This is a genomic window from Pseudomonas sp. MDT1-17, from assembly GCF_054898105.1.
This window is the reverse complement of sequence record NZ_JBUBVM010000001.1, coordinates 830,246-843,672: the sequence shown is the minus strand read 5'-3', so window position 1 is coordinate 843,672 and position 13,427 is coordinate 830,246. Positions and strand designations below refer to the sequence as shown.

The 13,427-nt window shown below is 60.4% G+C and carries 9 protein-coding genes; 1 reads left to right on the top strand and 8 read right to left on the bottom strand.

Going from position 1 to position 13,427, the window contains the following annotated elements; translation table 11 throughout:
• Window positions 1-165: 165 nt before the first annotated feature.
• From ACYZTX_RS03715 to glnE, 8 genes are all read right to left on the bottom strand, one after another.
• Window positions 166-1,617 carry a lipopolysaccharide kinase InaA family protein gene (locus ACYZTX_RS03715; RefSeq protein ID WP_462032998.1) on the bottom strand — a complete coding sequence of 484 codons (1,452 nt, stop codon included), beginning with the start codon at window positions 1,615-1,617 and terminating at the stop codon, window positions 166-168.
• A complete protein-coding gene (locus tag ACYZTX_RS03710; RefSeq protein WP_462032997.1) occupies window positions 1,617-2,369 on the bottom strand; it encodes a lipopolysaccharide kinase InaA family protein in 753 nt (250 codons plus the stop codon). Before ACYZTX_RS03710 ends, ACYZTX_RS03715 begins: the two co-directional genes overlap by 1 nt.
• A complete protein-coding gene (locus tag ACYZTX_RS03705; protein ID WP_462032996.1) occupies window positions 2,366-3,100 on the bottom strand; it encodes a lipopolysaccharide kinase InaA family protein in 735 nt (244 codons plus the stop codon). Before ACYZTX_RS03705 ends, ACYZTX_RS03710 begins: the two co-directional genes overlap by 4 nt.
• Window positions 3,100-3,906, bottom strand: coding sequence for a lipopolysaccharide core heptose(I) kinase RfaP (gene rfaP, locus ACYZTX_RS03700; protein ID WP_462032995.1), 807 nt, complete (start codon window positions 3,904-3,906; stop codon window positions 3,100-3,102). The genes ACYZTX_RS03705 and rfaP overlap by 1 nt, the downstream gene beginning before the upstream one ends.
• Window positions 3,906-5,027 carry a glycosyltransferase family 4 protein gene (locus ACYZTX_RS03695; protein WP_462032994.1) on the bottom strand — a complete coding sequence of 374 codons (1,122 nt, stop codon included), beginning with the start codon at window positions 5,025-5,027 and terminating at the stop codon, window positions 3,906-3,908. The genes rfaP and ACYZTX_RS03695 overlap by 1 nt, the downstream gene beginning before the upstream one ends.
• The gene (gene waaC, locus ACYZTX_RS03690; RefSeq protein WP_462032993.1) at window positions 5,027-6,088 is read right to left on the bottom strand and encodes a lipopolysaccharide heptosyltransferase I; all 1,062 of its coding nucleotides are present in this window, start codon (window positions 6,086-6,088) and stop codon (window positions 5,027-5,029) included. Before waaC ends, ACYZTX_RS03695 begins: the two co-directional genes overlap by 1 nt.
• 1 nt (window position 6,089) lies before the next feature.
• Complete coding sequence (gene waaF, locus ACYZTX_RS03685) at window positions 6,090-7,124, bottom strand: lipopolysaccharide heptosyltransferase II (RefSeq protein ID WP_461976400.1); 1,035 nt, start codon at window positions 7,122-7,124, stop codon at window positions 6,090-6,092.
• 326 nt (window positions 7,125-7,450) lie between these two features.
• Window positions 7,451-10,390, bottom strand: coding sequence for a bifunctional [glutamate--ammonia ligase]-adenylyl-L-tyrosine phosphorylase/[glutamate--ammonia-ligase] adenylyltransferase (gene glnE / locus ACYZTX_RS03680; RefSeq protein WP_462032992.1), 2,940 nt, complete (start codon window positions 10,388-10,390; stop codon window positions 7,451-7,453).
• Window positions 10,391-10,773: 383 nt separating this feature from the next.
• Between glnE and aceE the strand changes: the two genes are divergently transcribed.
• The gene (gene aceE / locus ACYZTX_RS03675; RefSeq protein WP_462032991.1) at window positions 10,774-13,419 is read left to right on the top strand and encodes a pyruvate dehydrogenase (acetyl-transferring), homodimeric type; all 2,646 of its coding nucleotides are present in this window, start codon (window positions 10,774-10,776) and stop codon (window positions 13,417-13,419) included.
• Window positions 13,420-13,427 lie beyond the last annotated feature (8 nt).

The following is a 13,427-nucleotide window of genomic DNA, read 5'->3' as shown; positions in this document are numbered from 1 at the left end:
AGCACTGACACGCAGGGCTCCGTGAACTTCAGACAAGCTAGCATTGCGGCTATTCAGGGCACAGTTCATGGTCTCTGTAGATCATGTAGGACAAGTCACAGGAACTTGTCCTCTAGATCTCGGGCGGCTGGTCTGGCCTCTTCGCGAGCAGGCTCGCGAAGGGATTCAAGCAGCGCTAGAGATATCTTTGGGAAGACGCTGATCAATGACCTGATAAAGCGCACTGCTCTCAGGCCAGTTACGCATGAACCTTGCCCGATCCCGCGCATAAGCCGGGGCGAAGCTGCTGAGCGAGGCATGCTGACACATCGAATCCAGATCAATCAGCGCCCAACGATCTTGCTGCCAGAACAGGTTATGCCCCTTGAAATCCCCATGACTGATCCGCTCAAGAATCAGCTCGGCAAACAAATGATCCAACGCCAGCAATTCGGCTTCCGGCGCCTCACCGCTTTCAACATAAGGTGCAAACCGCTCGATGATGTCCGGCCCCGGCAAATACTCGGTCACCAGATAAGCCCGACTGCGCAACCAGAGAAAACGCTTCTCCAGCAACGCCAACGGCTTGGGTGTGGCGATGCCGAGAAACGCCAGGCGATTGCCTTCGCGCCAGGAATGCCAGGCACGGCTCGGGCGCCAGAAGCGTTTGAGCCAATGGGCAAAACCCTTGATGTTGTAACGTTTGATCACTAGCGTACGACCGGCCACCTCGACCTTGCCGACGCTCGCCGCGCCGCCAGTCTTGTACAGATAGCCCTGTTCGAGCAACGCATCGGCCTGCTCCAGCACCGGCAACATTGCCGCTTCTTCCTCGCGGCGAATCGCTCGCAGGCCGAACGCTCCGCGCTGGACACTGAACAGCGTGCATTCGCGGCCGACCTTGATCAGGAAGTCTTTGAGGCGCCAGCTGCGAACCTTGTTGATCTGCTTCTGCAACGCTTCCATGGGCAGAGCATGCTCGCCGTTGCTCAGCAGGTAATACACCAGCAATTCTTCGGTATAGGGTTCCAGCGTCTTGGGCAACTGGGCGAAAAATACCCCGAGGTTTTCCAAGACCTTCTGCCGTGACAGCGGCTGGCCCGGCGTTTCAGCACAGACACCGCCGCCATCGATCAGATACAACCGACCTCGCTGACGCAAAAGGTTGTCCAGATGCAGGTCTTCCTGCCAGAGCCCCTTGCGATGCATTTGGCCAATAGCGCCCAACGCCTCGGCCAGCACGGCCCCTTGCATATCCGCCAGCACCGGCAAGTGCTCGACCTGTTGCCAGGTTTCTCCCAGGCTCTCGGCGCCCTCAAGGAAATCGAACAGCAGCCAGCCACCCTCGCCCTCTTTCAGGCCGTCCACCAGCAGCTGCGGCGTGGTCAGGCCCTGATCGGCGAGCAAACGCACGCCGTCCAGCTCACGCTGAAAATGCCGTGCCGCTTTACTGCCAACCAACAACTTGGCCAGCACCGGGCGACCACGCCAGACGCCGGCACCGACATAACGTTGCCCCGGCAACACCCGCAACAGACTCAGCAACTGCAACTCGGCAGGGCCGGCGGCATCGGCCAGTGAAATATTCAGCGGCAGGCCAGGGCTGCGGCCAGCGTTTTTCAGCTCGGACAAACGCATCAGCGCGTCTCCTTGTGAGTGCGTCGCGCGGTCAGTCGCACCAACCAGCTGTCGATCAACGAGCTGTCCTGGGGTTGATCCAGATAGGCAGCCAGCAGCTCGCGCAACTGCACTTCGCTCCACTGAGGTGCCCGACGCAGCAACGGCTCCAGATCTTTCGCCCGGTCACGCAGACCAAACAGCAACGGCCGGGTCTTTTCCAGGTCGATCAGTTGGGCCAGGTAACCGTCGCCGGTGGCCTGGAGAAAAATGTGTTTGGGGTAGAAGCAACCGTGAACCTGACGCGCGCCGTGCAGGCGCCGGGCCAGTTGACCGCAGGCTTTCATAATCGCCGAATGCTGCGCCGAACTCAGGTCCGACCAGCGCTGCAACAGCGAATCCAGGTCATCCCAACCATCCAGGGCACGGGTCAGCAGAATCGCCCGAACCTCGCCGTCGACCTTGCGTTCACCGAAGAATGCCGCTTTCAACGCTGGAATCCCGAATCGCTCATAGCGACTGATATTGCGAAATTCACGGGCAAAGCTCGGCTCGCCAAAGGGCGCGTGCAAGGTGCGCATCTGGTAGTTGCTCTGGCGCTTGAGGTAGTAGCCATGACCTTCCAGATCCAGCCGAAACACGCTGCTCCAGCCACCGCGTGCGGTGTTGGGTTCGTCCACAGCGTCGAGCTGCTTGGCCCAGAGTGCGTCGAAGGTACCGAGGCCATGACGCTCAAGCAGCGCACGGTCTTCATCGGCCAGAAAATCAGTCATTCGCGTCCCTCGAAAAATCTCACCACGTGCCGGATCCGTTTTTTGTCGGCGGCATTCAGCCGATCACGCTGGCGGTATTGCAGGTAAAAGCGCAGGCGCTGGGTGGCCGACAAGTGATACTTGGCGACCTTGTCCAGACACGCCAGGTCCTTGGTGATCCGGTACTTGAGCCAGAAGCCACGCCAGAAATCACCATTGGGACAGTCGATCAAAAACAGCCGGGGCTCATCGTCGATCAGCAGGTTGCGCCACTTCAAATCGTTATGGGTGAAACGATGGTCGTGCATGGTCCGGGTATAACCCGCCAGCTGTCGGCTGACGTTGTCGACCCAGGCGCGGTCTGCCAGCTTCGGATCATGCCGTTCGGCCAGGACCGCCAGGTCTTCGGTATGCGGCAGCTCACGGGTGATCATCGCCCCGCGATCGTAAGCCGCACCGCGACGTTCCAGGCCCCAGGCCACCACTTCGGCAGTGGGAATCCCCCACTTGGCGAAGCGCTTGAGGTTCTGCCACTCGGCTTTCACCCGGGGCTTGCCCAGGTAACGGCGCAGGCCTTTGCCGGCACCCACGTAGCGTTTGACGTAATAGTTGACGCCATTGCGCTGGACGCGAATGACCTCGGACAACAGGTCGCGGGTCAGGCGCTCGCCCTGAAGCGCAAACACAGCCTCAAGACTGCCGAAATCTTCCGCCAGATCGCTGTACGCAGGCTCCAGTTTCCAACCCGGCATCAGAGCGCATCCCCGTATCGCTGTTTACGGTCGTAGAGTTTGTTCGCCTTGCCTTCCAGCCAGGCAAGCAACCCGGCTTCTTCACCCAGGATCTGGCGCAGCGGCCGCTGGAAGTAGCCCTTGAGGAAGCGCAATTTGTCACGCCGGGTCAAGCCAATGTCCAGGGCCGAAAAGTACAGCGCCGCCAGGTCCTTGTTGCGCCAGCGCTGAGTGATCGCCGGACGGGTCTGGGCGCGGTGCAAGTCGATCACCGAGAGTTTGAAATCGTCGGCCGTCACCGGTTTGTCGGTGTGCAGCAGAAAGTGGCAGATGTAGCAGTCGCGATGGTTGACTCCGGCGCGGTGCATCATGCCGGTCATGCGCGCGACCTCGGCAATCAGCGCACGCTTGAGTGTTGGCTCGGGCGGCTGCTTGACCCAGTCGATGCTGAAGTCTTCGAGGCTGACCGTGGGCGCCAGCTCTTCGGTGACGATGAACGAATGCTGGTCCGCCGGGTTGCTGCCCTTCTCGCCGTAAGCCACGGCGGTCATGGTCGGCACGCCGACTTCTTGCAGGCGCGCTATGGCCTTCCATTCCTGGCCGGCACCGAGCACCGGCAGCTTGGCCGTGAGCAGGTTCTTGAAGATCTCGCCCCAGCCAATGCCACGGTGGATCTTCACGAAAAAGCCATTGCCATTGACTTCGGTCCGCAGGGTCCGGCGCGCTTCAAGTTCGCGGTATACCTCACCCTGAAGACTCTCGACTTCGGCGAACGGGTCGCGTCCGGCCCAAAGGCTCTTGAACGGTTCAGCCAGCATCAACTTCATTAAGCGTGCTCCGCCAGAATCACATCGGCCGCGTGCTGCGGCATGCTATAGAGGTCAGCCGTCTCGGCGAAGGCCAGACCGTTGCGGCCCCAGGCCGCCCTTGCTTGAGCGTCGTTCAACATGCCGGTCAGGTACTGAGTCAGTTGCGCCTGATCGAAAGGTTCGTCCAGCACCAGACCGGCGTCGGCCTCGGCGATGTAATGGGCGTAACCACAGACCGCGCTCACCAGCACCGGCAGGCCGGCCACCAGGGCTTCGAGCAACACGGTCCCGGTGTTTTCGTTGTACGCCGGATGGATCAACAGGTCGGCGCCGAGCAGAAAACGCGGAATGTCACTGCGCCCCTTGAGGAACGTCACGTTATCGCCGAGCCCCAATGTGGCGCTCTGCATCTGGAATAACTTGGGGTCGTCCTGGCCAATTACAAACAGCCGGGTGCGTTTCTTCAGATCAGCGGGCAATGCGGCCAGTGCCTTGAGGCTGCGATCCACGCCCTTGGTCTTGAACCCTGAGCCAATTTGCACCAACAGCAGTTCATCGTCTTTCAGGTTGAATTCGCGACGAAATTCAGCACGGATCTCGGCGGCATTGGCCGGTGCGCGACGGTCTTGAGAGATGCCCGGCGGCAGCAAATGGAAGCGTTCAAGCGGCGTGTCGTAATGCTTGATGAACAGCGGCTGCTGGACTTCGGAAATCATCAGCACTTCGGTCTTGGCATCCTTGGCGAACACCGCGCGCTCGTACTCGGCGAAGTGCCGGTAGCGGCCCCAGCGACGGTACAGCGAGTTACGCAGGTTTTGCGCCTTGTCTTCGAAGCAACCGTCAGCGGCGTAGTAGACGTCCAGCCCCGGCATCTTGTTAAAGCCGATCAAGCGATCCACTGGACGCTTGGCCAGATCCGCCTCCATCCACTCGCTGAGTTTCTCGTTGCGTCGATGATTGAAGAACGCTTTGACCGGCGCCACCAACACTTCGAAGCCGGGTGGAATGTCGCCTTCCCAGATCAGCGTGTAGACGCGAATCTGGTGGCCGCGCTGCTGACATTCCAGGGCGATGCGCATGAAATCGCGCTGCAAGCCGCCAAAGGGAAAGTACTTGTACAGGACAAATGCCAATTGCATCAGCGCAGCTCCTCAGCCAGTAACAACGTGCTCAGTCGGGTCGCGACACGCTCGGGATTCAGACGCGTGAAGCACAGAGGCCACTCGCGTTTCAGGTCAAACTGACGGGCCTCTTGGGCCGTCGGTTGATAGGTGCATTTCTTTTGCAGGCACGGCGCGCAAGGGAAGTCGCTGGCCATGTGAATCTGCGACTTGCCGTAGGCACCGGTCAGGCCCGGGTTGGTCGGGCCGAACAGTGACAACGTCGGCACGTCCAGTGCGGCGGCGAGATGACCGAGGCCGGTGTCCACCGCCACGCAGGCTTGCGCGCCGGCCAGTACTTTGCCAACACCGGCCAGGTTCAGCTTGGGCAGCACTTCGACGTGCTTCATGTCCTTGGCGATGCGTTCGGCCCGGGCTTTTTCGATCGGGTTGCCCCACGCAAGTTTCACCCCGACACCGAGATAGCCGACGCGCTCGGCCAGCTCGCGCCAGTAGGCTTCAGGCCAGTGTTTGGTGTCCCACGTGGTGCCGTGCAGGAACACCACGTAAGGATTCTTGCGCGGCAGTTCCACCAGTCGTTCGACGTTCAGGCCGTAATCGCCCAAGCCTTTGGGCAGGTCGTACCCCAACGCTACCGCAAACAGCTGACGCACCCGCTCCACCGCATGTTGCCCACGCGCCACGGCCAGACGCCGGGAATAAAAGCGTGCGGCAATCGGTTCACGGGCCGAGTTTTTATCCAGCCCGGCCACCGGGGCTTTGGCATATCGGGTCAGCAACGCGCTTTTCAGCAGGCCTTGGGCATCGATCACCAGATCGTATTGTGTAGCGCGAACGCTTTGCTTGAAGCGCTTCCATTCGCCACTCTTGAGGGTCTGCCAGATGTTTTTGCGCCAGCGACGGATCGCCACGGGAATCACCTTGCCCACGGCCGGGTGCCAGGTCGGGATTTCGGCGAAGCCTTCTTCCACCACCCAGTCGAACGTGATGCCGGGGATCGCCCGTGCCGCGTCGGTCAGCGCCGGCAACGCGTGAATCACGTCGCCCAGCGAAGAAGTCTTGATCAGCAGTACCCGCAAACTATTTGACCTCGACCACAGTGCCCTGCAAACGCTGCAAGGCTTCGTTCACCGCTTGCGGCATGAGCTGGCGCAGGCAGTTGTAATGACCGAAGCGGCAGGTGCGATCGAAGCACGGACTGCATTCGATACCCAGGCGCACGATCTCGACGTGCTCGGCCAGTGGCGGCGTGAAACCCGGTGACGTCGAGCCATAGACTGCCACCAACGGACGATTCAGCGCAGCGGCGACGTGCATCAGGCCGGAGTCGTTGGACACCACCGAGTCGGCGCAGGACATCAGGTCGATGGCTTCGGCCAGGGAGGTGCCGCCGCTGAGGTTCACCGACTCCTCACGCAGACCCGGAATCAGCCGCGAGCGGATGTCTTCACCGACCGCATGATCGTTTTTCGAACCGAACAGCCAGACTTGCCAGCCTTCGCGGATCTTCGCTTCGGCCACCTTGGCATAGTGCTCGGACGGCCAGCGCTTGGACTCGCCGAACTCGGCACCGGGGCACAGCGCCAATACCGGGCGGTCGAGGGCCAGGCCGAACTTGGCCATTGCCGCCTCGCGAGTGACCGGGTCGATCTGCAGGCTCGGCCGTGGATAAGGTGTCGGCAGTTCGGCACCGGGCTCGTAAGCCAGGGCCATGAAGCGCTCGATCATTAGCGGATAACGTTCTTTATCCAGCGTGCGCACGTCATTGAGCAGGCCGTAGCGGAATTCGCCACGCCAGCCGGTGCGTTTCGGGATGCCGGCGAAGAACGGCACCAATGCCGACTTCAGGGAATTGGGCAGCAGGATCGCCTGGTCGTACTGGCCGGCCAGGGATTTGCCGATACGCCGACGCGTTGCCAGCTCCAAAGCACCGTGACCGAGCGGAAAGCTCAAGGCCTGGCGTACTTCGGGCATGCGCTCAAGAATCGGCCGGCTCCACTCGGGGGCCAGCACGTCGATTTCGCATTGCGGGTGGCGTTGCTTGAGACACTGAAAAAGTGTCTGCGCCATCACCATGTCACCGACCCAACTGGGCCCAACGATCAGAATTTTCATGTGGTTTCCAAAAACGAACCGGGGAGGCATACGCCTCCCCGCCTCGAGAATTCTACAAACACTGTAGATCTAATGTGGGAGCAAGCCTGCTCGCGAAAGGGCCGTCACATTCAACATCAACGTCGCCTGAGACTCCGCTATCGCGGGCAAGCCCGCTCCCACAGGGTTTTGCGTTCTGCCTTACTTCTGCAATTCACCGCAGATCACTGTGGGAGCGGGCTTGCCCGCGAAGGGGCCGTCTCATCCGATAAAGATGTTGCCTGACACTCCGCCTTCGCGAGCAGGCTCGCTCCCACATTGGGTATTGGTGTTTCAAATATCCGGTTTCAGCTTAGCCCCAGCTCGCGCCAGATCCGTACTACTTGCAGCCGTTCGTCCACGAACTGGTTGCCCGGTATCACCCCGGCGTCCTTCTGCAAGGCCTGCCGGTGAGCGGCTGAACGGTAGGCTTTATAGGCCTCGCGCAACAGGCTGGCGTTTTCGGCGGACATCAGCCCTTCCTCCTCCAGCCCTTCCAGAATGCGGATATTGTCCGTCCAGCGTAGTAATGACGGGTGCTTTTCGGACCACGCCAGGGCCGCGTATTGCACCATAAATTCAATATCGACGATACCTCCGGCGTCCTGCTTGAGATCGAACGGCGCCGTGGCCTCGAAGGCATTTGCCGCGGTGCCCGCCGCGGTGCTCTTGCTGCCAAGGTTATCGCGCATTTTGGCGCGCATCTCGCTGACCTCCTGGCGCAAGGTCGCAAGGTCCCGCGGCTTGCCCAATACCGCCGCGCGGACTTTCTCGAACGCCTGGCCGACGTCCCGACTGCCCACCAGCACCCGCGCCCGCACCAGCGCCTGATGTTCCCAGGTCCAGGCTTCGTTTTCCTGATACCGGGCAAACGCCCCGAGCGAACTCACCAGCAACCCCGACGCACCCGACGGACGCAGGCGCATGTCCACTTCATACAGCTGACCGGAGTTGGTCTGGGCCGTCAGCAAGTGAATGATCCGCTGCCCCAGCCGGGTGAAGAATTGCGCGCCGTCGATAGGCTTCGGCCCGTCGGTTTCCGCCTGCGGATCGCCATCGTGGATGAACACCAGGTCCAGGTCCGAACCATGCCCCAGTTCCAGACCGCCCACTTTCCCGTAACCGACAATGATGAAGCCGGGATCGCACAAAGTGCCGTCGGTACGCAGCGGCGTGCCGTATTTGGCCACGGTCTGGCGCCAGGCCAGGGCCAGCACTTGCTCGAGAATCGCTTCGGCGAGCCAGGTCAGGTAATCACTGACTTTCATCAACGGCAGGCTGCCGGCGATTTCCGAAGCGGCGACCCGCAAGCGGTGCGCCAGTTTAAAATGGCGCAGGGCTTCCATCTGTTGTTCGAGGTCGTCTTCGGGAATCCGCGTCAAACGCTCGCGCAACTCGGCGGCCAGTTCCGGCGCCAGCGGCGGCTTGAACAGCCGACCTTCATTGAGTAATTCGTCGAGCAGCAGCGGGAAGCGGGTGATCTGTTCGGCGATCCACGGGCTCGCGGCGCACAAGGTCAACAAACGTCGCAGCGCGCCGGGGTTCTCGGTCAGCAACACCAGGTACGCGGAACGACGGGCCACGGCTTCCACCAGCGGCAGCACCCGTTCCAGCACCAGATCCGGATTGGCGTGCTCCACCGCCTGAGCCAGCAATCGTGGGATAAAGGCATCAAGGCGCTCGCGCCCTAGACGTTGCATGGCGCGCAACTGGGGGCTACCGCGCAGACCGGCCAAAGCCCTCAGCGCCTTGCTGGCATCGGCGAAACCGCCCTCCTCCAACTGGCGGCAAGCAGCCTCTTCATCCTGAGCCTCTTCCCACAGCGGCAGCCATTCACCGCCGACCACCACTTCGCTCTCGGGGCCTTGCTCTTCGTCAGGATCGGCGATCACTTGGCCGAAGTGCCACGCCACACGGCCGCGCCAATACATGAGCTGTTCGTGGAAAGCGGCCCAATCGGCGAAACCCATCATAAAGGCAATGCGCGCCTGATCCTGCGCACCGTCCGGCAGCATCTGGGTCTGACGGTCGGCAATCGCCTGGATCGCATGTTCGGTGTAACGCAGGAATTCGTAACCTTCGCGCAGCTCGCTGATCACCGCCGGCGGCAGATAGCCCTGACCTTCCAGCGTGCTCAGCACTTTTAATAGAGGACGTTGCTGCAGGCTCAGGTCGCGACCGCCGTGAATCAGCTGAAACGCCTGGGCGATAAACTCGACTTCACGAATGCCACCGGAGCCGAGTTTGATATTGTCGGCCATGCCCTTGCGCCGGACTTCCTGCTGAATCAGCTGCTTCATGGTGCGCAGCGCTTCGATCGCCGAGAAGTCGAGGTAACGCCGATAAACGAACGGCCGCAGCATGTCCTGCAATTGCGCGCCGGACACTTGATCGCCGGCCACCACCCGCGACTTGATCATCGCGTAGCGTTCCCAGTCGCGCCCCTGGTCCTGGTAATACTGCTCCAGCGCGTTGAAGCTCAGCACCAATGCACCGGCCGAACCGTAAGGCCGCAGGCGCATGTCGACGCGAAATACAAAACCGTCGACGGTCATCGGGTCCAGCGCCTTGATCAGGCGCTGGCCAAGCCGAATGAAGAATTCCTGGTTATCCAGCGAGCGTTTCACACCGATAGTTTCGCCGCCCTCGGGATAGGCGAAGATCAGGTCGATGTCCGACGACAGGTTGAGCTCCACCGCGCCGAGCTTGCCCATGCCGAGGATGACCATTTGCTGCGGCTCGCCGCTGCGCCGACCGGTGGGCACGCCGAACTGCTGGCAATGCCGCGAGTACAACCACTGATAGGCCTGATCGATGCTGGCATCGGCCATGTCCGAGAGGTCGCGACAGGTCTGGATCAGATCGCTCTGGCGAGTCAGGTCGCGCCAGATGATCCGCACTTGATGGCGGGTACGTTGACGACGCAGGGCGCGACCGAGTCCATCTTCGGTTTCCACCGCATTCACCGCTGCCGCAATCTGTTCGCACAGCTCGCCGGGAGCAAAACTCCGATCCAGCTCACCGGACTGCACCAGCTCCAGCAACATCAACGGATCACGCACACTTTGTTCAATCACGAAATCGCTGGCGGCGGTGACGCGGGCAAATTGTGCCCAGCGTTCAGGCGTCCAGCCGGACAGGCCATGGTCGTCGGGAAGCACCGCGACGGCCGTACGGAACGACTGCTCGGCGCGGGGGACAAACGGCAGGAGAATGCCGGGCAGTTCGGCAAGCGAAGGGAGGCTCATGGTCTATCCTTGATCGGCGTGTAGAGGGCTGCATGTAGTGATTCGCCAGAATGCACTACGTGATCGACTGTCGAACAAAGGTTAGAAATAGCTGAAATTTCTTTATTTTTGGCAGACAGCATCAAGCTTTCACCTTTTATGGTTGGCAAAAGACCAACCTTAACGATTATTCTCACAACGCAGCTGGAGGCCACAAGCCGCTCATCTGTAGTTTTACTACTCGTATATACATTCGAAAGGCTGAAATGCCCGATGATTTGTAGTAAAACTACACGCCGCCGGAACAACCTCTCGGCAATCCAAGAATTTATATCGTCTGCCCACAAGGCCAGTCGCAAACTCAGGCAACCGATTCTGGAAGCCTTTCCGCCCTGGAGCAAGCCATGCAAGACCTCGATCCCGTCGAAACCCAGGAATGGCTGGACGCCCTGGAATCGGTTCTCGACAAAGAAGGCGAAGACCGCGCTCACTATCTGATGACCCGTATGGGCGAACTCGCAACCCGCAGCGGTTCGCAATTGCCTTACGCCATCACCACGCCATACCGCAACACGATTCCCGTTACCCACGAAGCACGCATGCCTGGCGACCTGTTCATGGAACGCCGCATTCGCTCGTTGGTTCGCTGGAACGCGATGGCCATGGTGATGCGTACGAACCTGAAAGATTCGGACCTGGGCGGTCACATCTCCAGCTTCGCCTCCAGCGCAACCCTGTATGACATCGGCTTCAACTATTTCTTCCAGGCCCCGACCGACGAACACGGCGGCGACCTGATCTACTTCCAGGGTCACACCTCGCCAGGCGTTTACGCCCGTGCGTTCATGGAAGGCCGCATCACCGAAGACCAGATGAACAACTTCCGCCAGGAAGTCGACGGCCAGGGCTTGTCGTCCTATCCGCACCCTTGGCTGATGCCTGATTTCTGGCAGTTCCCGACGGTATCCATGGGTCTGGGCCCGATCCAGGCGATCTACCAGGCACGCTTCATGAAGTACCTGGAAGCCCGTGGCTTCATCCCTGAAGGCAAGCAAAAAGTCTGGTGCTTCCTGGGCGATGGCGAGTGTGACGAGCCGGAATCCCTGGGCGCGATCTCGCTGGCTGGCCGCGAGAAACTCGACAACCTGATCTTCGTTATTAACTGCAACCTGCAGCGCCTTGATGGCCCGGTTCGCGGCAACGGCAAGATCATCCAGGAACTCGAAGGCGTGTTCCGCGGTGCTCAGTGGAACGTGACCAAAGTCATCTGGGGCCGTTTCTGGGACCCACTGTTGGCCAAAGACGTCGACGGTATCCTGCAACGCCGCATGGACGAAGTCATCGACGGCGAGTACCAGAACTACAAAGCCAAAGACGGCGCGTTCGTACGTGAACACTTCTTCAACTCGCCAGAACTCAAGGCGATGGTTGAAGACTTGTCCGACGACGAGATCTGGAAACTCAACCGTGGCGGTCACGACCCGTACAAGGTCTACGCGGCGTACCACGAAGCGGTCAACCACAAAGAACAACCGACCGTCATCCTGGCCAAGACCATCAAAGGTTATGGCACCGGTGCCGGCGAAGCGAAGAACACGGCGCACAACACCAAGAAAGTTGATGTTGAAAGCCTGAAGCTGTTCCGCGATCGTTTCGACATTCCGGTTAAAGACTCCGAGCTGGAAAACCTGCCGTTCTTCAAACCCGAAGTAGGCAGCGCCGAAGCCCGTTACCTGAGCGAACGTCGCACTGCACTGGGCGGTTTCGTGCCACAGCGTCGCGCCAAAAGCTTCGACATTCCGACCCCGCCACTGGATACCCTCAAGGCGATCCTGGATGGTTCGGGTGACCGCGAAATCTCCACCACCATGGCGTTCGTGCGCATCCTGGCGCAGTTGGTCAAGGACAAGGAAATCGGCCAACGCATCGTCCCGATCATCCCGGACGAAGCCCGTACCTTCGGTATGGAAGGCATGTTCCGTCAGTTGGGCATCTACTCTTCCGTCGGCCAGCTCTACGAGCCAGTCGATAAAGACCAGGTGATGTTCTACCGCGAAGACAAGAAGGGCCAGATCCTCGAAGAAGGCATCAACGAAGCGGGCGCCATGAGCTCCTTCATCGCTGCCGGTACTTCGTACTCCAGCCACAACCAGCCAATGCTGCCGTTCTATATCTTCTACTCGATGTTCGGCTTCCAGCGTATCGGCGACCTCGCCTGGGCCGCGGGCGACAGCCGTACCCGTGGCTTCCTGATCGGCGGCACCGCCGGCCGGACCACGCTGAACGGCGAAGGCCTGCAACACGAAGACGGTCACAGCCACATCCTGGCTGGCACCATCCCGAACTGCCGCACCTTTGATCCAACCTACGGCTACGAGCTGGCGGTGATCATTCAGGACGGCATGAAGAAGATGACCGAAGAGCAGCAGGACGTTTTCTACTACATCACCGTGATGAACGAGTCCTACCAGCAGCCAGCCATGCCGGCCGGTGTCGAGGAAGGCATCATCAAGGGCATGTACCTGCTCGAGGAAGACACCCGCGAAGCGGCGCATCACGTTCAGCTGATGGGCTCCGGCACCATCCTGCGTGAAGTGCGCGAAGCGGCGAAGATCCTGCGTGAACAGTTCAACGTCGGCGCTGACGTGTGGAGCGTTACCAGCTTCAACGAACTGCGTCGCGATGGCCTGGCCGTCGAGCGCAGCAACCGTCTGCACCCGGGTCAGAAGCCTAAACTGAGCTATGTCGAAGAGTGCCTGAACGGCCGTCAAGGTCCGGTCATCGCGTCTACCGACTACATGAAGCTGTTCGCTGAGCAAATTCGTCAGTGGGTCCCGTCCAAGGAATTCAAAGTCCTGGGCACCGACGGTTTCGGCCGCAGTGACAGCCGCAAGAAGCTGCGTCACTTCTTCGAAGTCGACCGTCATTTCGTGGTGTTGGCAGCCCTGGAAGCCTTGGCTGACCGTGGTGATATCGAACCTAAGGTGGTGTCTGAAGCCATCGCCAAGTTCGGGATCAACCCGGAAAAACGCAACCCACTGGACTGCTGAGGAGACAC